At 64.2% G+C, this 22,248-nt stretch carries 17 protein-coding genes; 7 read left to right on the top strand and 10 right to left on the bottom strand.

The window, feature by feature from the left end; genetic code table 11:
• Positions 1-382 precede the first annotated feature (382 nt).
• The 3 genes from ACYVHT_RS14435 (at position 383) to ppk1 (ending at position 6,593) form a co-directional block, all read left to right on the top strand.
• Complete coding sequence (locus tag ACYVHT_RS14435) at positions 383-3,679, top strand: right-handed parallel beta-helix repeat-containing protein (protein WP_460553046.1); 3,297 nt, start codon at positions 383-385, stop codon at positions 3,677-3,679.
• A gap of 174 nt (positions 3,680-3,853) precedes the next feature.
• Positions 3,854-4,348 carry a SixA phosphatase family protein gene (locus ACYVHT_RS14430; RefSeq protein WP_460553043.1) on the top strand — a complete coding sequence of 165 codons (495 nt, stop codon included), beginning with the start codon at positions 3,854-3,856 and terminating at the stop codon, positions 4,346-4,348.
• Positions 4,349-4,511: 163 nt separating this feature from the next.
• Complete coding sequence (gene ppk1 / locus ACYVHT_RS14425; protein ID WP_460553040.1) at positions 4,512-6,593, top strand: polyphosphate kinase; 2,082 nt, start codon at positions 4,512-4,514, stop codon at positions 6,591-6,593.
• Between the two features lie 52 nt (positions 6,594-6,645).
• Here the strand turns inward: ppk1 and ACYVHT_RS14420 are convergent, their stop codons facing one another.
• From ACYVHT_RS14420 to ACYVHT_RS14410, 3 genes are all read right to left on the bottom strand, one after another.
• Positions 6,646-7,752, bottom strand: coding sequence for a hypothetical protein (locus ACYVHT_RS14420; RefSeq protein ID WP_460553037.1), 1,107 nt, complete (start codon positions 7,750-7,752; stop codon positions 6,646-6,648).
• Positions 7,753-7,860: 108 nt separating this feature from the next.
• Entirely contained in the window at positions 7,861-9,192 is a 1,332-nt protein-coding gene (gene hflX / locus ACYVHT_RS14415) for an HflX GTPase family protein (protein ID WP_460553034.1), read from the bottom strand.
• Between the two features lie 118 nt (positions 9,193-9,310).
• Positions 9,311-9,598, bottom strand: coding sequence for a c-type cytochrome (locus ACYVHT_RS14410; RefSeq protein WP_460553031.1), 288 nt, complete (start codon positions 9,596-9,598; stop codon positions 9,311-9,313).
• A gap of 183 nt (positions 9,599-9,781) precedes the next feature.
• Between ACYVHT_RS14410 and ACYVHT_RS14405 the strand changes: the two genes are divergently transcribed.
• Positions 9,782-10,897: a glycosyltransferase family 4 protein gene (locus tag ACYVHT_RS14405; RefSeq protein ID WP_460553028.1), complete on the top strand. Its 1,116-nt coding sequence runs from the start codon at positions 9,782-9,784 to the stop codon at positions 10,895-10,897.
• Positions 10,898-10,971: 74 nt separating this feature from the next.
• Here ACYVHT_RS14405 and ACYVHT_RS14400 read toward each other — a convergent pair whose 3' ends face one another.
• From ACYVHT_RS14400 to moaA, 4 genes are all read right to left on the bottom strand, one after another.
• A complete protein-coding gene (locus ACYVHT_RS14400; RefSeq protein WP_460553138.1) occupies positions 10,972-12,225 on the bottom strand; it encodes an MFS transporter in 1,254 nt (417 codons plus the stop codon).
• A 124-nt stretch (positions 12,226-12,349) separates the two neighbouring features.
• Positions 12,350-14,767, bottom strand: a complete 2,418-nt coding sequence (locus ACYVHT_RS14395; RefSeq protein ID WP_460553025.1) for a response regulator — start codon at positions 14,765-14,767, stop codon at positions 12,350-12,352.
• 443 nt (positions 14,768-15,210) lie between these two features.
• Positions 15,211-16,002: an alpha/beta hydrolase gene (locus tag ACYVHT_RS14390; RefSeq protein ID WP_460553022.1), complete on the bottom strand. Its 792-nt coding sequence runs from the start codon at positions 16,000-16,002 to the stop codon at positions 15,211-15,213.
• 74 nt (positions 16,003-16,076) lie between these two features.
• A complete protein-coding gene (gene moaA / locus ACYVHT_RS14385; RefSeq protein WP_460553019.1) occupies positions 16,077-17,117 on the bottom strand; it encodes a GTP 3',8-cyclase MoaA in 1,041 nt (346 codons plus the stop codon).
• A 144-nt stretch (positions 17,118-17,261) separates the two neighbouring features.
• Between moaA and ACYVHT_RS14380 the strand changes: the two genes are divergently transcribed.
• Together ACYVHT_RS14380 and ACYVHT_RS14375 are read left to right on the top strand one after the other, a co-directional pair.
• On the top strand, positions 17,262-17,504 hold the full coding sequence (locus tag ACYVHT_RS14380) for a MoaD/ThiS family protein (RefSeq protein WP_460553016.1): 243 nt from the start codon (positions 17,262-17,264) through the stop codon (positions 17,502-17,504).
• A 128-nt stretch (positions 17,505-17,632) separates the two neighbouring features.
• Entirely contained in the window at positions 17,633-18,055 is a 423-nt protein-coding gene (locus ACYVHT_RS14375) for a molybdenum cofactor biosynthesis protein MoaE (protein ID WP_460553013.1), read from the top strand.
• Positions 18,056-18,130: 75 nt separating this feature from the next.
• Here the strand turns inward: ACYVHT_RS14375 and hemA are convergent, their stop codons facing one another.
• Positions 18,131-19,405 carry a glutamyl-tRNA reductase gene (gene hemA / locus ACYVHT_RS14370; protein WP_460553010.1) on the bottom strand — a complete coding sequence of 425 codons (1,275 nt, stop codon included), beginning with the start codon at positions 19,403-19,405 and terminating at the stop codon, positions 18,131-18,133.
• A 233-nt stretch (positions 19,406-19,638) separates the two neighbouring features.
• Between hemA and ACYVHT_RS14365 the strand changes: the two genes are divergently transcribed.
• A complete protein-coding gene (locus ACYVHT_RS14365) occupies positions 19,639-20,652 on the top strand; it encodes a DMT family transporter (RefSeq protein WP_460553008.1) in 1,014 nt (337 codons plus the stop codon).
• Between the two features lie 19 nt (positions 20,653-20,671).
• Here the strand turns inward: ACYVHT_RS14365 and ACYVHT_RS14360 are convergent, their stop codons facing one another.
• Positions 20,672-21,598 carry a lipid A-modifier LpxR family protein gene (locus tag ACYVHT_RS14360; protein WP_460553005.1) on the bottom strand — a complete coding sequence of 309 codons (927 nt, stop codon included), beginning with the start codon at positions 21,596-21,598 and terminating at the stop codon, positions 20,672-20,674.
• Positions 21,599-21,692: 94 nt separating this feature from the next.
• Positions 21,693-22,238 (bottom strand): transposase, encoded by a 546-nt coding sequence (locus ACYVHT_RS14355; protein ID WP_460553002.1) that lies wholly within the window; start codon positions 22,236-22,238, stop codon positions 21,693-21,695.
• Positions 22,239-22,248: the final 10 nt, after the last annotated feature.

Below are 22,248 nucleotides of genomic sequence, written 5' to 3'. Positions count from 1 at the left end.
CTTTTTGCATAGCTGTCATCCTGAGCGCAGCGAAGGACCTTATGCTGTCTGAGCAGTTCTTGTTCTGGCGTGAGAATGTTCTCTCCCACGGCTTTGGGAGAGGCCATAAGCCGGGCGGCGCGTTGTGGTGGCTCGCGGCCCGGGGCACAACGTGGCGGGCCGCTGGGAGCGGCAGCAGGGAAGCATGAGGGTACAGGTAGAAGCGGGCAGAGGCCGCGAAAAGGTGCGTCGGGTCGATTTTTCAAGGGTTGGAAAGCTGGTAAAATCGGCCGGTTTGGCCGCGTCGACTGCCGCAATCGTTGCCGCTGCGCAGAACAGTGCAGGAGGGTGCCGGAAAACCGGGCGGGTAAGTTCGTATTCAAACCATTTCCCATCCCGTAATATGCTCAAAACCTACTTACTAGCCCTGCTGCTGGCCCTGAGCTTTGGCCCGGCATTTTCCGCGAAATACTACGTGGCCCCCACGGGCAGCGACACCAACAGCGGCACGATTACCGCGCCCTTCCTGACCATTCAGCGGGGCCAGACGGCGGTATCGGCCGGCGACACGGTGTGGGTGCGCGGCGGCACCTACCTGATGCAGAACGCGCAGATAGCGGGCTACGCCAGCCCGTATGCCTACGTCACGCTGCTGAACAAAAGCGGCTCGGCCGCGGCCGGGCGCATCAACTACTGGGCCTACCCCGGCGAGCGGCCGGTGTTCAACTACGCCAACGTGGACCCCAACGTGACCAACGCCGGGGCCCCGTTTGCCGGGCCCTACCGCCTCAGCGCGTTTGAGGTGACGGGCGGGTACATCCACATCCGGGGGCTGGAAGTGGTGGGCGTGCGGGTGCCGCTGGTGGGCACCGGCACCAACACGCTGTCCATCTGCTTCTCGCAGAGCGGAGCGACCGGCAACAACATCTTCGAGCGCCTGAGCATGCACGACGGGCAGGCCATTGGCTTCTACCTGACCCGCGGCGGCAATACCCTGGTGCTGAACTGCGATGCCTACCGCAACAACGACAACGTGAACACGGCCAACACCACCGGCACCGCCAACGGCGGCAACGTGGACGGCTTCGGCTGCCACCCCAACAATGCGAACTACACCAACAACGTGTTTCGCGGCTGCCGCGCCTGGCAAAACAGCGACGACGGCTACGACTGCATCTCGGCCTTCACGGCCACCACGTTTGAGAACTGCTGGGCGTTCTACAACGGCTATACCCAGAACTTCGGGACCCGCGGCGATGGCAACGGCTTCAAGGCGGGCGGCTACGGCAGCACGGCTCTGACCGGGATTCCGGCCACGGTGCCCGGCAATACCGTCCGGTTTTGCATGTCGGTGCGCAACCGCTCGAACGGCTTCTACTCCAACCACCACCTGGAGGGCAGCACCTGGCTCAACAACACGGCCTACCAGAACGCCGTGAACTACGACATGCTGAACCGCCGGGGCCGGACCACGGCCGACTACCTCGTGGACGTGCCCGGCTACCACCACACGCTGCGCAACAACATCAGCCTGCTGCCCCGCTCCACCAACGCCGCCACCCGCGACCTCAACAACTACGACGCCACGCCCGGGGCCAACACCACCGACCACAACACCTTTCTGAACCCCGCCGTGACGGTGGACCCCAGCGACTTCGTGAGCCTCGACACCACCCTGCTGCGGGCGCCGCGCCAGGCCGACGGCAGCCTGCCCGTCATCCAGACCCTGCGCCTGGCTCCCGGCAGCGACCTGATTGATGCCGGCATCGACGTGGGCTTTCCCTACAGCGGCGCCGCGCCCGACCTGGGGGCGTTTGAGTTTGCCACCCTCTGGACCGGCGCGGTGAGCACCGATTGGTTTGATGCCGCCAACTGGACCGGCGGCGTGCCCACCGCCACCACCGATGCCCTCATTCCCACCAACGCCGGCAGCCGCTACCCGCTGCTGAGCACCGGCACGGCCACGGCCCGCACCCTCACCATCAACGCCGAAACGACTTTCAGCCAAAGCGGCGGCACGCTTAGCCTCACGGGCAACCTGATGAACAACGGCAGCTACGCGGCTACCGGCGGCACGCTGGCGACCAGCGGCGCCACCAGCCAGCTGCTGGGCGGCAGCGGCGGGCTCACGCTTCAGAGCCTGACCGTGGGGCCGGCCGGGGCCACGCTGGGCAGCGCCGCCCGCTTCCGGGGCGTGCTCACGCTGCTCGGCAACCTCAGCACCAACGGCCAGCCGTTGACGCTGCTTTCCAGCGTGAGCAACGGCGTGGCCACCGACGGGCTGGTGGTGAACAGCGGCGGCGCAGTGCTGGGCACGGCCACCGTGCAGCGCGCCATCGACCCGGGCCAGAACGCCGGGATGGGCTACCGCCAGTATGCCGCGCCGGTGGGCAACACCACGGTGGCCGACCTGGCTACCGCGGGCTTTGCGCCCGTCGTGAATCCGGCTTACAACAGCTCGGCCACGCCCAATCTGCTAGCGTCCTTCCCCACGGTATATGGCTACGACGACAGCCGCCTGGGCCTCGCCAACAACCTGAGCAGCTTCGATAAAGGCTGGTTTTCGCCCGCCGCGCTGAGCGATGCGCTGGCCGTGGGCCGGGGCTACACCGTCAACATCGGGGCCGGCGAGCTGGTTGATTTTCAGGGCACGCTCACCGATGGCGACCAGCAGCTCACCCTGCTCAGCAGCCGCGCCAGCTACCCCGATGGCGGCTGGCAGCTGCTCGGCAACCCGTACCCGGCCCCGCTCGACTACTCGCTGGTGGCGCCCGCCGACCGCCCGGGCCTGGAAGCGGCCATCTACGTGTTTGGCAGCAGCAGCCAGTACGCGGGGCAGTACCGCAGCTACGTCAACGGCATCGGCAACCCGGTGCTGCCGCTGGGGCAGGCGTTTTTTGCCCGCGTGGCGGCCGGCCAGAGCTCGGCCAGCCTCACCTTCCGCAACAGCCAGCGCTTGGCTGTGCCCGCCAGCACCACCTTCCAGCGCACCACCGACGTGCGCCCGCTGGTGCAGCTCACCCTGCAGGGCGCGGGCCGGCCGCTGGTGGACGAGGCCACGGTGTACTTCGAAAGCGGTGCTGCCGCGGGTTTCGATGCGGCCTACGATGCGGAAAAGCTGCCCAATCCCACGGGCCTCAACCTTGCCACCAGCACGGCGGGCCACCGGCTCAGCATCGACGGCCAGCCGGCTCTGAGCCAAGGCCGGCGCACCGTGCCGCTGGCCGTGGGCGTGCCCCAGGCCGGTAGCTACACCCTCGCCGCCAGCCAGCTGCTGAACCTGAGCGCCACCGCCGTGTACCTGCACGACGTGCAGCTCGGCACCCTCACCGACCTGGCCCAGCAGCCCAGCTACCCGTTCACGGTAGCCAACGCCGCTGCGCTCAACACCACGCGCTTCGAGCTGGTGTTTGCGGCGCGGTCGGCGCTGGCGGTTGCGTCGGCGGCGCTGGCGCAGCAGGTGGCCGTGTACCCCAACCCGGCGCGGCATCAGGTCGCCATCGAGCTGCCACTCAGCCTGAGCCGCCAGCCGGTCGTGGTGGCCCTGGTCGATGCGCTGGGCCGGGTGGTGCGCCAGCAGGTGCTGCCCGCCGGCCTGGCGGCCCACGCGCTGGCCCTGCCCGGCGTGGTGCCCGGCCTCTACTCCCTGCGCCTGAGTACGGAAGCCGGAATGGTTGTTAAGAAGCTGGTGGTGGAATAACAGCGGCAGCTGTTCAGAAAGCCCCGTCGCCAACCCGGCGGCGGGGCTTTTTGCCATGGAAGCTCCCCAGAAGTCCGGCGGGCGGGCCTGGGCTGGCAGGCAAAACAGCATTCCTGCCCGTCATAACCTTTTCCTAACCTCGGGGGTAAGCAAAACCCCGTTAGCTTCGCCGTTATGAAAACCCTTTATCTCCTTCGCCACGCCAAATCCAGCTGGAGCTTCGACGAGCTCAGCGACCAGGAGCGCCCGCTCAACGACCGGGGCCGCGACGATGCCCCCGCCATGGGCCAGGCCCTGGCCAAGCGCCGCATCTGCCCAGACCTCATCGTGAGCTCGCCGGCCGTGCGCGCCATGAGCACGGCCGTGCTGGTGGCCCGCGAAATGCAGTACCCGCACGATAAAATCTCGGTCGAGTCCGGCATCTACGGCGCCGATACGGACGACCTGCTCACCATCATCAAGGACCTGCCCGACTCGGCCGACTCGGTGCTGCTGGTGGGCCACAACCCCACCATCACCGAAACGGCCAACGCGCTGTCGCCGTCCAGCATCAACGAGATGCCCACGGCGGCCGTGGTCTGCCTGCGCTTCGAGTGCGAGAAGTGGGAAGAAGTGAGCAAGGCGAACGCCGAGTTCTACTTCTACGACTACCCGCGCAATGTCAATTAATAATTATGAGTTTTGAATTATGAATTGATGAGCTGGAGGGTTTCGCGAAGTTTGCGTACAAGGCCTTTACTCCGCTGCAGCACTCGCGAAGCGCTTGGATGATATGGCTGACAAGCAATATCAGCGCCCATTCATAATTCATAATTCAAAACTCATCACTCTCTTGAAGACCCTCTCCCGCGACCTGAGCTGGCTGCGTTTCAACGCCCGCGTGCTGCAAGAAGCCCAGAGCGATACCGTGCCGCTGCTGGAGCGCCTCAAGTTCCTGGCCATTTTCAGCAGCAACCTCGACGAGTTTTTCAAGGTGCGGGTGGCCACGCTGCGGCGGCTGGTGAAGCTCAAAAAGAAAACCCGCGCCAAGCTCGGCGAAAGCCCCAAGCGCCTGCTGAAGGAAGTGCTGGCCGAGGTAGCCCGCCAGCAGGAAGAATTTGGCCAGACCTTTCGCGAGCAGCTGCTGCCCGCCCTCAACGCGCAGCACATCCACCTGCTGAGCGAGGCCGAGTTGACGGACAAACAGCGCGAGTGGACGGCCCGGTACTTCCGCGACAAGGTGCAGAACCTGCTCTCGCCCGTGGTGCTCGATGAGACGCTGCACCACCTGTTTCTGAAGGACCAGACCGTGTACCTCACCTTCTTCCTCACCCAGCCCAGAGCCCAGAAGCCCAAATTGGAAGCTGAGCGCGTGATGGTGATGGAGCTGCCCACCAAGCGCCACGGCGGCCGCTTCGTGCGCCTGCCCGACGAGGGCGACGAGCGCTACGTGCTGTTTCTGGACGATGTCATTCGGGTGGGGGCGGCCGAGCTGTTTCCGGCTTACCAGCAGGTCGCGGTCAACGCCATCAAGCTCTCGCGCGATGCCGAGCTGGACATCGAGGAAGAGGTGTCGGGCGACCTGATGGAGAAAATCCGCAGCAGCCTGGCCAAGCGCGCCACTGGCTTCCCCGCCCGCCTGCTCTTCGACCCCGAGATGCCGAAGGAAGTGCTGCGCGCCATCAAGCAAAAAACCGGCATCACTGACGAAGAGCTGGTGGAAGGCAGCCGCTACCACAACTTCCGCGACTTCTTCGGCTTCCCCGCGTTCGACGAACCCGCGTTTCACTACCCCGAGCGGCCCGCGCTGCCGCACCCCACGCTGCCGCGCTCGGGCAGCCTGCTGGCGGCCATCGGCGCGCGCGACCACCTGCTGCACCTGCCGTACCAAAGCTTCGACTACGTGACGCGCCTGCTGCGCGAAGCCGCCACCGATGCCCGCGTGTCCAGCATCAGCATCACCCTCTACCGCGTGGCCAGCAAAAGCGCCGTGGTAAAAAACCTCATCAAAGCCGCCAGGCACGGCAAGCAGGTGACGGTGGTGATGGAGCTGAAGGCGCGCTTCGACGAGGAATCCAACCTCTTCTGGGCCGACAAGCTGAAGCGGGCCGGCGCCCACGTCATCTTCACGCCGCCCGAGCTGAAGGTGCACAGCAAGCTGCTGCTCATTGCCCGCCGCGAGGCCGACGAAACCACCCGCCAGTACGCCTACTTCAGCACCGGCAACTTCAACGAAAGCACCGCCGACCTCTACACCGACCACGGCCTCTTCACCGCCAACCCGGAGCTGACCCACGAGGCCGCCGCCGTGTTTGGCTACCTGCGCGACCAAAGCGTGGTGCCCGAGCTGAAGCAGCTGCTGGTGGCGCCCTTCGGCCTGCGCCCCGGCCTCAACGAGCTGATTGACTACGAAATCAAGCAGGCAAAAAAAGGCAAGGACGCCTACATCATTCTCAAGGTGAACGCCGTGGAGGACGAGCCCATGATTTGCAAGCTCTACGACGCCAGCCGGGCCGGCGTGCGCGTCGAGCTCATCGTGCGCGGCATTGGCCGCCTGGTGCCGGGCGAGGCGGGCCTGAGCGACAACATCCACCAGCGCGGCATCGTGGACCGCTTTCTGGAGCACAGCCGGGTGTACGTTTTCGGGCACGGCGGCCAGGAGAAAGTCTACGTTTCCTCCGCCGACTGGATGACGCGCAACCTCGACCGCCGCGTGGAAGTCGCCTTCCCTATTCTCGACGAGAGCCTGCGCGCCGAGGTGCGCCAGCTGCTCGATTTCCAGCGCCAGGACAACGTGAAGGCCCGCGATTTTGCGAATGCCTTTATTCCCGCCGCGGAAGGCGAAAAGCCCCTGCAGGCCCAGGAAGCCACCTACAAGTGGCTGAAGGGCGTGAAGCGGCGCGCACAAGCGCACGCGAAGAGCAAGATGAAATAAGAGCGTCATGCCGAGCGCAGCCGGGGCATGACGTCCTTATTGCTCGAAAGCTCTACTTGCGGCTGCGCTCGGCCTTCTGCAGCAGCTTTTTAGGCGGCACGATAAACAAATCCAGGCTGGCGTAGGGCACGCCGCCCAGCTGGCTGTCGATGATGCGGTCGCGGGTGCTGTTGGTGCGGTCGAAGGCGTTGAGCTGGTAGTTGTAACGGTAGCCGGCCTCGATGCCCGTCCAGAGAAAGGACAGCAGCTCCTGCTCGTAGCGCAGGCGGAATTTCAGGTCAATCTGGCGCAGCTCCAGCGAGCGCACCGTGGGGTTGTTGGGCGCGGCAAAGGGCGTGCGCAGCTTCAGGTTGTAGTTGTTGCTGGCCACCTCGTAGCCGGCAAACAGCAAGGACGAGGACGACAGGTTGCGCCGCACCAGCACGCGCGCCGGAAACAGCGCCTCCACGCCCCAACGCGGGTTGAAGCTGCGGTTGTACACCAGTACCGGGTAGATGCTCTGGCGGCCCAGCGTGTAGCCCAGCTGCACGCCCAGGCCCCAGGCAAACGTGGGGCTGCGCTTCCAGCCGTAGATAAATTCGGACGTGACCTTCAGGTAGTCGCTCACGTTCAGCTCATTCGAATTGTAGTCGCCGTTCAGCTCGGTTTTGGTGCGGAAGATGTACCAGTGCACCGCATCAACCGGCCGAATCACAGCCAGCTGCGCCCCGATGATGCTCAGGCCCTTATTCTCGATGTTGCTGTAGAGGCCGTACTGGTCGGTGGTGGCGGGCGTGCTGAACTGGAACTCCTGCCGGTCGTAGTTCAGGCCCAGAATGAGCTTGAGGTGCGGGTGGTTGAGCAGCGGCGCGTAGGCCTTGATGACGAGGTTGGCGTTTTTGCTCACCTCGGTGCGGTAGTCGGGCACGCCGGCGTTCACGGCCGTACTCTTCAGGCTGAAATTGCCCGGGATTCGCTCGTATTTCACAATCAGGCCCTTGCTGGGACCCATGCCCACCACCTGCGAGTTGGCAAACGTCTGGCGGTCGGTGCTGCCCAGGCCGGCCGTGTCGAGCGGGGCGGGCGGCGGGTACACGGGAATGTCCTGCGCGGCTGCTCCCAGGCCCATGCTCAGGAGCAATGCCGGCAGCCCGAAGCGGAGTAAGTTGATTGAACGCATAAGCAAAAAGGCCGTGCCTGAATAAGCACGGCCTTCGCCCTTACGCAATTCTTCATTCAACGTTCACGGCCTGTGCCCGGCCGTAATCATTTGGTAATGGCCGACCGGCTACTCGGTGGCCCAGGCGTTGGACTGGTACGGGTAGCGCTGCTGGTGCAGGGCCGCCACGCGCTTGCCGATGAGTTCGCGCAGCTCGTCCAGGTTGGTGCGCTCCTGCGCCGAGATGAACACCACCGGGTCGTGCAGCTTGGCCATGTAGGTGGCCTGCAGCTGCGCCAGCGGCGGGCGCGGGGCGGTGCCGTCGTCCTCGGCCTCCAGCACTTCGCCGAAGGGGTCCTGCTCCGCATCGTCGGGCTTGTACTGGTCTATCTTGTTGAATACCAATAGCACCGGCTTGTCGGCCGCGCCAATGTCGGCCAGCGTGTCGTTCACCACCTGAATCTGCTCCTCGAAGCCAGGGTGCGAGATGTCCACGACGTGCAGCAGCAAATCGGCCTCCCGAATTTCGTCGAGCGTGCTCTTGAAGCTCTCAATCAGCTTGGTGGGCAGCTTGCGGATGAACCCAACCGTGTCCGACAGCAGAAACGGGGTGTTGTCCAGCACCACTTTGCGCGTAGTCGCGTCCACGGTGGCAAAAAGCTTGTTTTCGGCAAAGACTTCGGCCTTGCCCAGCACGTTCATCAGCGTGCTTTTGCCCACGTTGGTGTAGCCCACCAGCGCCACCCGGATGGTGCCGCCCCGCGCCTTGCGCTGGGTGTGGCTCTGCTTGTCCAGGTCTTCGAGCTTTTCTTTCAGGAAGGCAATCCGGTCGCGCACGATGCGGCGGTCGGTTTCAATTTCCGTTTCGCCCGGCCCTTTCATGCCCACGCCGCCGCGCTGCTTGTCCAGGTGAGTCCAGAGGCCGGTGAGGCGGGGCAGCAGGTACTGGTACTGCGCCAGCTCTACCTGCGTGCGCGAGGTGGCCGACTTGGCCCGCAGCGCGAAAATATCGAGGATGAGCAGCGAGCGGTCCACAATTTTCACCAGCAGCTCGGCCTCCAGGTTGCGCAGCTGCGACGGCGACAGGTCGTCGTCGAACACCACCATGCTGGTGCCCTCGTGCTGCACGTAGGCCTTTATTTCGGCCAGCTTGCCCTCGCCCACGTAGGTCCGGATGTCGGGCTTTTCGAGGCGCTGCACGAAGCGCTTGGTGGCGGTGGCGCCGGCCGTTTCAATCAGAAAGGCCAGCTCGTCGAGGTATTCGGTGGTCTGGGCTTCGGACTGCCGGCGCGGGGGCACCGACACCAGCACGGCGGTTTCCTGCTCTTTGGCGGTTTCGTAGGTGCCGTTGTCGGCGGCTTTCAAAAGAATGCGGCCGGCCCGGCCTTTCACGCCATCGACGGCGCCGACGTGGCGGGTGCTGTTGCCGGGCTTGCGGCCGCCGGATTGGGTTGTTGCCATGAGTATTGAAATCAGAGTAGGGTGCGGGGCTTGCCCCCGCCCGTCGTTGAACAAATAAAGGGTACGTTGCAAACCCAACGGAGGTCGTGCAACGACGGGCGGGGGCAAGCCCCGCACCCTACTTCAGTGTAAGCGAATAGGCCACCACCTGCTGCACCTGCGCCGGGGTGAGCACCTTTTCGAAGGCCGGCATCTTGCCCATGCCCTTCGTAACCATATAGGTGCGTCCGAAAGCGTTGAGGTTGCTTTTGGTGAGGTCGTGCGCGCCGTTGAGGCCGGCTTTGCCGTTGGCCCCGTGGCAGCGGGCGCAGTTTTTCTGAAAAAGGGCCTGGCCCGGCAGCTGCGGCGGCCCGGCCAGGGCCAGCTGCGGCAGCAGGAGCAAAAGCGCCGAAAATCGAAGGTTCATGGCTGAGATAACACGCAAAGAGCCCACAAAGTACCGGAATAATGAGGAAATGAGGGCAAGCGGGCACGGGGGCAGGAGGGGGCCTGGCCGGTAAGCGGGCCGACATAACGCCGTAGGCCCGACCTTTGCCAGCCCATGCCCTCCTACCCCCATACCCTCTTACCCTCTTACCCTAAATTACCCGTGCGCGTCGCCCTCGTCATCAATACCAGCTGGAACATTTGGAATTTTCGCGCCAGCCTCGTGCGCGCCTTGCAGGCGGCCGGCCACGAAGTGCTGGCCATTGCCCCGCCCGACGACTACTCGGCGCGCCTCGAAACCGAGCTGGGCTGCCGCTTCGTGCCTATCCTGATGGAAAACAAGGGCACCAACCCGGTGAAAGACGCTGCCCTCACGCGCCGCTTCTACCAGATTTACCGGCGCGAGCGGCCCGACGTAGTGCTCCACTACACCATCAAGCCCAACATCTACGGCAGCATCGCGGCCAGGCTGGCCGGCATCCCCAGCATCAACAACGTGAGCGGGCTGGGCACGGTGTTCATCATCAGAAACTTCGTGAGCAAGGTGGCGCTGGGCCTCTACCGCTTCGCCTTCCGCTTCCCGGCCAAAATATTCTTTCAGAACGGCGACGACCGCCAGCTGTTCCTCGACAACGGCCTCGTGCGCCCCGAAATCACCGACCTGCTGCCCGGCTCCGGCGTCGACACCCGCAGGTTCCGGCCCGCCGGCCAGTTCACGCGCCAGATTCCGTTCGTGTTTCTGATGGTGGCGCGGGTGCTCTATGAGAAGGGCGTGGTCGAATATTTTGAAGCCGCCAAAATCATCCGCTCGGTGCTGCCCGGCACGCGCATCCAGCTGCTCGGCGGCCTCGACGAGGCCGGCGGTGTGGGCGTGCCCCGCGCCACGTTCGAGGAGTGGCTGAAAGCCGGCGACATCGAGTACCTGGGCCGTTCCGACGATGTGGCCGCCCACCTGCACCGCGCCGACTGCGTGGTGCTGCCCAGCTACCGCGAAGGCACGCCCAAAACCCTGCTCGAAGCCGCCGCCGTGGGCAAACCCATCGTGACCACCGACGTGCCCGGCTGCCGCGAAACCGTGGTCGACGGCCTCAACGGCTACCTCTGCCAGGTGCGCAGCGGCGAGGATTTGGCGGCCAAGATGCTCAAAGTGCTTCAGCTTCCCGAAGCCGAGTTGGAAGCCATGGGCCGTGCCAGCCGCCACCTCGCCGAAACCAAGTTCGACGAGCGGCTGGTGCTGGAGAAGTACCTGGCCGCCGTAGCCGCCGTGCAGCGCCGGTAGTGGGCTGAAAACAAAGGACTAAAAAAAGCCGTCGCGCTGAGCGCAGCCGAAGCATGACGGCTTTCGATAAAAGCCTACACCCGCACCCGGCTGGCCACCGCCGACACGCACAGCCCCATAAAGGCCACAAACGCGAACGAAACCCGCAGGCTGGTGATGCCGGCCACCATGCCAATCACCGGCGGCCCCAGCAGAAAGCCGAAGAACCCGATAGTCGATACCGACGCCAGCGCCATGCCTGCCGACATGTGCGTGGACTTGCCCGCCGCACTATACACCAGCGGCACCACCGCCGACGTGCCAAAGCCCACCAGCAGAAAGCCCAGCAGCGCCGTGGGCAGCTCGGGCAGCAGCACCGCAATGGTCAGGCCCGTGGCCGTGAGCAGGCCGGAGAGCTGAATCACGCGCTTCGGTCCGATGCGGTGCGCCAGCCAGTCGGCCCCGAAGCGGCCCAGCGCCATGGTGCTCATGAAAGCCGTGTAGCCCGCGCCCACCCAGGCTTTATCGGCCAGAATAACTTTCTTGAAATACACCCCGCTCCAGTCAAACATGGCTCCCTCGCACATCATGGCGCAGAAGGCGATGATGCCCAGGCCCAGCAGGCCTTTGTCGGGCTTCACGAAAATGGGCTGGTCGGGGTCGGAGCCGCTGTCTTCGCGCACGGTGTAGCCGGCCGCCACCGCCAGGCCCGCCAGAATAAAGAGCGCAATAAAAATAAAATGCAGCCCCGGCACCACGGCGTGGCCAATCATGAACGAGCCCACGGCCGCCGCCACAAAGCCTGCCAGGCTCCACAGCCCGTGAAAGGAGGCCATGATGGGCTTGTGCTGGTACAGCCGCTCCACGCCCACCGCCTGCGTATTCACCGAAATATTGGTCAGGTTGCCGCCCACGCCAAACAGCACCAGGCAGGGCAGCAGCTGGTAGAGGCTGCTGGCCCAGCCCAAGCCCACGAGCGCCGTGGCGTAGAACGCCACCCCATACAGCACCACCTTGCGGCTGCCCTCCCTGGCCACCAGCCAGCCGGCCAGCGGCAGCGTCAGCAGCTGGCCCACCGGAATGGCGAGCAGCACGCCGCCCAGCCCTGCTTCCGAAATGCCCATGCGCTGCTGAATGCTCGGAATGCGCGAAGCCCAGGTAGCAAAGCACAGCCCCAGCAGAAAAAACAAGACGCCCACCGCAACGCGGTGCGCTTTGCGGGAAATGAACGGGGACGAGGAAGCCAGTGAACTCATAGGGGGCAAGCGCTTTTCTGCGTGCTTTCCCAGCCCCAAAGCAGGCCCGGGTTGCGGCAAAAGTAAGGCGTTGCAACAGCCGGCTACCCGCAGAAGTTGCCTCAGATTTTAAATTTCAGCGAGGATTCCAGCAAACGTTTCCAACGGTTTCTGAAGTTGAAAAGCCGCTTTACGATGGTCGTAAAGCGGCTTTTCGCTGGCTGAATCAGGGCCGGCACTACGCCGCCATATCCAGCCGAATCTGGGCCACCACATCGTGCAGCAGCAGCCGGATGGAATCGACCAGCGGCTTCAGGCCTGCCGCTTCGAAAGGCCCCTGCCACTGGTCCAGGGCCTCTACCGGAGGCAGCAGGTTCAGGGCGTGCAGGTGCACCAGGTTGGGCTTGAGCGTATGAGCCGTCGTTTTCAGAATGGTGATATTTTCCTCCTGCATGCCCATGGCCAGGCTTTTCATGGCTTCCTCGCAGCTCTCCACGAAGGTTTCCAGCATAAAGGACACAAACTCCAGGTCGCCCTGCCCGGCCTGCAGCAGGTCTTCCACGGCGTAAAGCTTCACGGCAGGCGCTTCAGCGGGCTCGGCGGGAGGCTGAAGAAGGTCGGACGCCGATTCCGGCTCGGGCTCCAGCGCAGGCAGCGGCATGGTGATGGTCCAGTCGCCCACCACGCGCAGCAGCTCTTCTTCCTTGAAGGGCTTGGCGAGGTAGCCGTTCATGCCCGCCGACAGGCATTTTTCGCGCTCGCCTTTCACGGCATTGGCCGTGAGCGCCACAATGGGCGTGGACAGGCCCAGCTGCTGGCGCAGCAGCGCCGTGGCCGCGTAGCCGTCCATCACCGGCATCTGAATGTCCATCAGAATCAGGTCGAAGCGCGTGTGCTGAGCCAGCTCCACGGCCATGGCCCCGTGCTCGGCTTCGGTCACCTGCACCTGGGCGTGGCTAAGGAAGGTTTTGGCAATCTGACGGTTGAAGCGGTTGTCCTCCACCAGCAGCACCTGCTTGTCGCGCAGGAACTGGCGGGCCGGGCTGTCGGCCGGCAGCAGCACCTTGGGGGCCAGGTCCTCGGTCTTGCCCACGGGCAGGCTCAGGGCAAACTGCATCACGGTGCCCTTGTTCAGGGTGCTGTCGAGCTGAATGTCGCTGCCCATCAGCTTCAGCAGGTTGCGCGTGATGCTCAGGCCCAGGCCCGTGCCGCCAAACTTACGCGTTACCGACGAGTCATGCTGGCTGAACTCGTTGAAGATGTGCTTCACAAACTCCGGCTCGATGCCAATGCCGGTATCGGCCACCCGGAACATCACCTTGCCGGTGCCGCCGTCGGCCTCGGGCACAAAATCGCAGGTAATGGCCACGTAGCCCGAATCGGTGAACTTGATGGAGTTGCCGGCCAGGTTCAGCAGCACCTGCCGGATGCGGTAGGGGTCGCCGAGCAGCACGCGGGGCACGCCCGGGGCCACGCGGGTGAGCAGGCGCAGGCCCTTTTCCTCGGCTTTGTAATGCAGCGTCTGCTCAATCTCGGCCAGCAGGTGCGTGGGCGTGAAGCCCACCTGCTCCAGGGCCATCTTGCCGGCTTCCAGCTTCGACAAGTCCAGAATGTCGTTGATAATCACCAGCAAATGCTCGGCCGAAGTGGTGATGGCCTGGCGGTAGCTGGCCTGGTCGGGGGCCAGGTCGGTCTTGGCCAGCAGCTGGCTCATGCCCAGAATGGCGTTCATCGGCGTGCGAATTTCGTGGCTCATGTTGGCCAGGAAAATCTCGCGGGCCCGCACCGCACTCTCGGCCGCCAGCTTGGCGTGGCGCAGGGCGCGCTCGGTGCCCACGCGCTCCGTAATGTCGAGGCCGTAGGCCACCACCATGCGCGGCGAGCCGTCGGGATAAAATACCGGCTGCAGGCAGCGGAACTGGTGGCGGATGCCCTCGGGCCGGTCAAAGGTTTCCTCAAACGTCACCAGCCTGCGCTCGCGGAAGGCCTCGTTCAGGCGTTCCTGCCGCTCTTCGGCCAGCTCAATCGGAATGCCGTACTGGGCGCAGTAGTCGAAATTGGTTTTACCAATCACCCATTCCCGCTTGGATGGGTCCTTAATGCCGCTGGCGTTCACAAACAGGTAGCGGCCGTTGGCATCAAACACGCCAATGTCGCTGGGAATGTGGTTGAGGGCCGATTCGTAGAATTCGCGCTGCTCGGCCAGCTTCTGCTCGGCCAGGCGGCGCTTGGTTACGTTGGAGCCCGTGCCCACCATCATGCGCAAAGCGCCGTCGGCGGCAAACACCGGGATGAAGTGCCGCCGCATCTGCTGCGGCCCCTGGGCAGTGGGGAAGGTTTCCTCCCAGGCCACTTCGGCGCGGGTGCGCACGGCTTCCTCAAACTTTTCCCAGCGCATGGTGGCTAGGTCCAGGGGGCGCTGCCGGTGTTCGCAATAAGCAAAATCATCCCTGCCAATCATCCACTGCCGCATTTCCGCATCGCCGAAGCACTGCGCGTTGGCATACTGGTAGCGGTGCTCGGCATCAAACATCACCACCTCAACCTTCAGCTGGTCGAGTACGGTGGTATACATTTCCCGTTGCTCGGCCAGGCGCAGCTCCAGTTCCTGAATTTGTGCGCGCTGCGCCCGCAGCTCGGCCTGGGCAGCGGCCAACTGCTGCTGTAGCTGCTCAAGCTCGGACTCCGGAGATGAACACTCGCTGCACGTTTCTGCAGCTGGCGGGGGAGAGGTAGATACAGAGTTGTTTAAATTGTAAAATTCGGACATATAATAGCACGTAACGATATCAGGCGATTAGCAAATATACCTTAATTATCACCGATAAAAAGCCTGTTTACTTACAATTAAACAGTATTTAAATTGTGTTTTGTTGATAAATTATTGATAATATAATTTTATTATTGCCACATGGTTTTGCATAAATCAAGGCATTGAATTTGTAATTATTTGGGAATCTAGCGAGTAGTTGATTCCGGTATTCCGCGATTTTGCGGGCAGACCTGCTATTCGCCGCCAATTATTTAACCGGTAGAAGAAGAAAAACCGGCAAAAAATAATGGCCGCTGGTGAGAAACCGCCGTTGCGCTGTCACCGGCTTAGAGCCGTCGTGCCAGCTCCCGGCGGTATTGCACGTTGTCAGTCATGCCGTTGTGCCCGGCCCCGGGCAAGAGAATAAGCTCGTCGCCGGGCTTGAGCAGGGCCTTCAATCGCAGGGTGGCGCTGTGGGGAATCACCTCGTCGCGGTCGCCGTGGAACAACAAGATGGGGGCTTTCACCTGCCCGATGAGCTCGTTGGTGGCCATGGGGTAGCGCAGCACGAAGCCCGGCACGAAAGGGTAGCGCTGGCGGGCCATGTCGCGCATGCTGAAATAGGGCGCCTGCAACACCAGCAACCGGGGCTGGTGCCGGGCGGCCAGCCAGGTGGCCGGCCCGGTTCCCAGCGAGTAGCCCAAAATCACCGTGCGGGTTTCCGGATATTCGGGCTGCAGCTGGCGGTAGGCGGTATCCACATCGTCCAGCAGCTGCGCCTGGTTGCTGATGGTGCCGCCGCTCTTGCCGTAGCCCCGGTAGTCGAGCAGAAACACGTCGTAGTGCAGCGCCGTGTAAACGGCCGCCACCTCGCCCCAGCTATCGAGCGCGCCGCCGTTGCCGTGCAGGTAAAAAATCAGCCCCTTGGTATCGGGCGCGTGGAAAAGCAGGCCGTGCAGCCGGGTGCCATCGGCAGCCGTAGTCCACCGCTCCTCGAACCGGCCGGGAAAGTGAAAGCGGTAGCTGGCCGGCAGGGGAGTGGGGCCAAAAAGCAGCTTCTCCTGCTTGAAATACAGCGCTGCGCACAGCAGCACATACAAGCAGGTCAGGATACCAATAATTATCAGGACGGCTTTCATCTGGCTGAGCGGCGGGGGTACTGGCCCCGCCCAGGCACAAGGTAGCAGGCCCGCTGCCAGCGTCCATTGCCGGCTTACCCGCCAATGGTGGCCATGCTCTCGAAGCTGAGCTGGTGCAGGGGGCGCTGCCGCTCGGCCTCAAAGCCATTGGCCGCCCGGAAGCGGAAGGCCGCCGCCAGGGCCGCCACAATCTCCTCGTCGGTTTTGCCGCCGCGCAGCAGGGCGCGGGTGTCGAGCACGCCCTGGTCGTAGAGGCAGGTTTTGATGCCGCCCTCAGCCGTGAGGCGCAGGCGGTTGCAGGTGCCGCAGAAGGTGCGCGAATACGCTGCAATGATGCCCACGCGGCCCTGGTGCCCGGCAATGCGGTAGTCGGCGGCCGTGGCCCCGGCCGCCATGGTCACCGGGGCGAGCGGGCCAAAATGCGCCTCCAGGTGCTGGCGAATGCGGACGTGGTTCCACGGCAGCGAAGCCGGGCCGGCCGCGTGGCTGCCGCCGTTGAAGGGCATTTCTTCGATGAAGCGCACATCCACCGGCAGCTCGCGGCTGAGCCCGGCCAGCGGAATCAGGTCATCGATGTTCTGGCCGTCCATTACCACGGCGTTGATTTTCACCTGAATGCCGGCACCGAGCAGCGCGTACAGGGTGTCCAGCACCCTGGGCAGCTCGTCGCGCCGCGTAATTTGGAAAAACCGCTCCCGGTTCAGCGTATCGAGGCTGAGATTCACCGCTTTCACGCCCAGCCGAGCGAGGGCGGGTACGTGCGGCGCCGTAAGCACTCCGTTGGTGGTCAGGCTAATATCGTCGATGCCCGGCAGCTGGGCCAGCTTTTCCATAAACGGCACCAGGTCGCGCCGCACAAAGGGCTCGCCGCCGGTCAGGCGCACTTTGCGCACGCCCAGGCCCGCCAGCAGGCCGGTCAGGCGCAGCATTTCCTCGTAGCTCAGCAGCTCGTGTTTGGGCATGTATTTGATGCCTTCCTCGGGCATGCAGTAGAAGCAGCGCAGGTTGCAGCGGTCCGTCACGGCCAGGCGCAGGTATTCCAGCGGGCGGCCGTGCTGGTCGTAGAGCGGGGCAACGGCCGGCGATGCAGCCGGGGCAGGTACGGATGGAAGCACGTTTATCACCAATTTTGCTCGGCTGTACGTAAGACAGCCAGTCTATGGTAAACCCGGGAAGCGGGAAAGGTGTTCAGGCGGCGGGCCAGGGCCCGTAGCCAGAGCTGCTCCTTGCCGCCATCCGCCACATTTACGTCGAAAGATATGTCTTTAAAAGTCGCCCTCTACGGCATCACCCGCGAAATAGTGGGGACGTCGGTGATTGAGCTGCCGGCCCCGGCCCCCGCTACCGTGGGCGAGCTGCTGGCCGAGATGCGCCGGCAGTACCCCGCCCTGGGCGAGCTGCGAAGCTGCGCCGTGGCCGTCAACAACGAGTACGCCAGCCTCGACCAGCCGCTGCGCACCGTCGATGAAATTGCCCTCATTCCGCCCGTTGCCGGCGGCTAGTATTTTGTTGTCCGTCATCCTGAGCGCAGCGAAGGACCTTCTCACGCCAGCGCAAGCTGTCCGGCTGGGGTAAGGTCCTTCGCTGTGCTCAGGATGACGGATGCTAATTCTTTAATATCAATGACTTGATGACCCCTCATCTATCCATCACCGACCAGCCCATTGAAGTGGCCGCCGCCCTGGCCGCCGTGCAAACCGAAACCGCCGGCGCGGTCAATTCCTTTATCGGCACGGTGCGTAACCAGTCGGGCGGGCGGGCGGTGCGCCGCCTGCACTACGAGTCCTACGACAGCATGGCCCTCACCCAGCTCGGCCACGTTGTGCACCAGGCTTACGAAAAGTGGCCCATGCTGCAGGCCGTGGCCGTGGTGCACCGCAAGGGCACGCTGGCCCTGGGCGACGTGGCCGTGGTAGTGGCCGTGGCCACGCCGCACCGCGCCGAAAGCTTCGCCGCCTGCCAGTACATCATCGACACGCTGAAGCAGGTGGTAACCATCTGGAAGCGCGAGGAATACGAGGACGGCACCGAGTGGGTGGCGGCCCATCCGTGAGGCCAGGCGCGGGCTATAACACGCAGAAAGCCGCTCGATGAGCGGCTTTCTGCGTGTAAGGTGGGCTGGCAGGCGTTACGCCGCCGGCTCGTTGTGCTTCTCCAGGTCGAACAGCTCGCCCAGCAGCTCCACCAGCTGGCCGGCGTCGTCGCGCTTGCAGGCAGCTTTCAGCTGCAGTACGTGCTGCTTGAGCACTTTTTGCATCAGCGAGCGGGTGGCATCGTCGAGGAGCTTGCTTTCGGCGGGGGTGGCTTTTTTCTGGAAGCGGTCCAGCTCTTCCTGGCGCAGTTGCTCCAAGCTGGCTTTCACCTTCTGAATAATGGGCGACACCATCATTTCCTTGCTCCATTCCTGCAGCCCGGCAATGCTCTCGCCGATGATGGCGCGCACCTGCGGCACGGCGGCCAGGCGCACTTCGAGCGCGGCCGAAGCCTTGCTCTGGATGGCGTCGATGTTGTAGACCAGCACGCCGGGCACCTGCTCCACATCGGCGGCAATGCTGCGGGGCACGCTCAGGTCGATGAAGAACTTGAAGCTGAGCACGTCGAGGTGCTGCACCAGCTCTTTGGTGAAAAAGGGCTCGGCCCGGTTGATGGAAGAAATGATGACATCGGCATCCTTCAGCGCCGGCACCAGCTCCTCAAAATCCACGATGCGCATGCCGCACTCCTCGGCCAGTGCCTCGGCCTTGGCGCGGGTGCGGTTGCAGAGCACCACTTCGCCAAACGCCTTGCTGGCGGCCAGGTGGCGGCACACATCGGCCCCGATTTCGCCCAGACCCACCACCAAAACCTTGGGGTTGGCCACGTCGGCGGTCAATTCTTCCACCAGCTCCAGGGCGGCGTAGCTTATCGACGCGGCGCCGTCGCGGAAGCTGGTTTCGGTTTGCACGCGCTTGTTGGTGAAGAAAACCGTGTGCAGCAGGCGGTGCAGGAACGGGCCGGCGGCATCGGCATCGGCCGACCACTGGTAGGCCATCTTCACCTGATTGCTGATTTGCAGGTCGCCAACCACCTGCGCGTCAAGGCCCATGGCTACTTCGAAGAGGTGCTGCACTGCCGCATCGGCAGTGGGCAGCAGGTCGAAGTAGGGCAGGAACTGGCCGATGTCGGCGCGGTTCTTCAAATTGCCGAGGGCGAGGATGATTTCGCGGCTGCGGTTGTCTTCGGCGGCGTAGTACACCTCGGTGCGGTTGCAGGTACTCAGCACCAGCAGGTCGTTCAGACCCAGCTCATTGTGCAGTGTGTGCAGGAAGCGGCGGCAGGCGGCCTCGTCCAGCGAAAGCAACTCGCGGATGGCGAGCGGGGCTTTTTTGAACGACAGGCTGACGGCCTTGAACGGATGGGACATAGCGTAAATCGACACGAAATCGGACGACAAAATTACGGCAGGATTTCGGTAGGATATCACAACAGCCGAGGCATAAGTAGGGTTCGGCCGGAAAACTGACGAATATCAGGCTGCTGAGTGGGTTCAGGAGCCAACAGGTGCGGGTGTCGGGAATCCGGCTGATAAAAATCAGGTGGCGCGGCGGGCCGCATGGGCCGGGGCCGCCGCCGGGTGGGGCCGCGTACCTTTGCGCCATGCTTCCCACCCCCGCCCGCACTCCTGCTTCGGCCCCCGGCCTGCGCGAAAATTCCCTGCCCGGCACGGCCGACGAAAGTGCCTCGCTGGAAGCCGCCGAAGCCCTGGCTGCGCCCGCGCCGGCCGCCACCACGCCCATGGCCTGGGCGCTGCTCATTGTGCTGGCCTGCATCTGGGGCACCTCGTTTATTCTGATGAAGAAGGGGCTGGTGGTGTTTTCGGCGCTGGAGCTGGGGGCCATTCGGGTGAGCGTGGCGGCGGCGCTGCTGTTGCCGTTTGCCCTGCGCCAAGTGGGACAGGTAGCGCGCAGCCGCTTCAAGTGGCTGGCGCTGAGTGGCGTGGTGGGCACGCTGCTGCCGGCTTTCCTGTTTGCCTACGCCGAAACCCGGCTGGCTTCGGGGCTGGCGGGGGTGCTCAATGCCCTTACGGCGGTGTTTACGCTGCTGGTGGGGGCGCTGCTGTTTGGACAGCGGCTTACGGGGTTGCGGGTGCTGGGCATCGGGCTGGGGCTGGCGGGCACGGTGGTCATGCTGCAGCTTGGCGGCAGCGGCGGCGCTGCCACGCCCACCGGCGAGGGCAATGCCTGGTACGGCCTCTACATTGTGGCGGCTACCATCGGCTACGGCCTGAGCGTGAACGTTATCAAGCACAAGCTGGGCGGGCTGACACCGATTACGGTGACATCGGTGCTGCTCATGCTCATTGGTGGGCCGGCGCTGGCGTACCTGTTGCTGGGCACCGATTTTCTGCACAAGCTGGCCACCGCACCGGGGGCCTGGACGGCGTTCGGCTACATCGCGCTGTTGGCCACCATGAGCACCGCCGTGGCCATGGTGCTGTTTAACAAGCTGATTCAGCAATCAACGGCACTGTTTGCTTCGTCGAGCACCTACCTCATTCCCATTGTGGCGCTGGCCTTGGGCGCGCTCGATGGCGAGGCCTTCAATGTGTGGCACTTCGTGGGCATGGTGGTGATTCTGGCGGGCGTGCTGATTATTCACCGGGCTAAATAAGGGCAACATTCCGAGGGTTTTAAAACCCCACCGTCATGCCCAGCTGTCCCCAACGGTGCGACCGGCCGCCCGCAAATTCCGGCGAAACCCAAGTGGCAGTGGCCTCAAACCGAAGTCTTTCGCGGCCCAGCGCCACGCTGCCGGAGCTGCGCACCACGGCCCGCCGCACTGCGCCGGCGGCCAGCGTGTACGGGTTGTGAGACGAGAGCGGACTGCCCTGAAGCGTGGCGTCGTAGCCGATGAGGCGGCCATCGAGCGTGGCCGCGGCATAGAGCTTCAGGCGCGATTCGTGGGCGGGCGAATGGCGGGTTTGCAGGTGTAGTCCGGTGCCGGCATACGAGTAAAGCGTGCCCAGCGAAACCTCGGCCGCTCCCAGCAGCTCGGCATATCGGACGGCGGCCAGCCGCTTTTCCGCTGCCACCCGGTAGCCGACAATGGGCGCGTTGCGAACCTGGTAGTCCCAGCCGCGCGGCTCGGCATTGCCGGTGATGCGGTGGATGGCGGTTTGCAGCGCTTTGCCGCCCGCCGCCGGGCCCATGAAGCCCAGCTCCAGGGCGGTAGTGAGTTGCTGGTGTTGGTCGGGGGCATTGCTGACGCGGAAAACCGAGGCGTACAGGTACGCCGCGTAAGGCCGGTCGCCAACGCGGATAAAGGCGTCCTGAATGCGCAGCGGCGTAAATCCATCATAGCGCAGCGTAGCGCCATACGTTTGCGTGCTGCCAGCCGGGCCACCGGCCAGCAGGTGCCGCGTGGGCAGCCGGGCCAGCACCGGATGCACCAGCGTGAGCGTCATGCCCTGCGTGAAGTAATAATCGGTGCGGAAAAACAGGTCGTTGGCGTAGGTGTAGCGCAGCAGGCGGGCGGGGCTGAGGGGCCGCAGCGTATCGGGCGGCGCGGGCGCGGCGCGGCCGGGCAAGCACAGAAAAAGCAGGAGCAGCAGGCGCATAAGTGGCCGGAGTTACGGGCTGGCGGCTGACGGGGATTGCAGCCCTGCCCCGCACACGCCGAAAAGAAATCCGGCTGGCCCAACGCTCAGTTGCTCACTGCTCCTGCACATACGGCCAGTCCTGAAACCGGGCGGGCAGGCCGGCCGCGCGGGCGTTGCCGCGCACGTAGGCCAGCAGGCGGGCGAGCTCGGCGGCGTCCTGCACACCGTATTCGTGCCAGCCGATTTGCCAGAACTCGGCTTCGGGCGGCAGCCTGGGGCGCACCAGGCGGCGGCAATAGGTGCTGGTGCGCAGGTGCAGCAGGTCGATGGCTTTGGCAAAGGACAGGGGGCTGGTATCGGGCAGCTCCAGCACCAGGTGCGCGTGGTTGGGCAATATGGCGAAGCCGTGCACCGTGAAGCCGGTTTCTTCCAGCATCATGATTTCGCCGGCCAGCACCTCGGCCATTTTCTCGTTTTCGAAGTAGCGCGGGCCGATGGGCGCGCGGTCCAGCACGGCATCGAACCGGGCAAAAAACTGCTTCTGAGCGCGGCGGTGCCCGATGCCGGCTTCCTGCGCCAGCCGCAGCGCGGCCGTCAGCTCGCGGCCGGTGGCGGCCGGAATAGTGCCGTGCAGGCGGAAGGTGAGGAGCGAAATCATGGCGTGGGGC

The sequence above is a fragment of the Hymenobacter daeguensis genome (genome assembly GCF_054780555.1).
The sequence above is the reverse complement of the archived record's forward strand: the minus strand, read 5'-3'. Positions and strand labels throughout refer to the sequence as shown.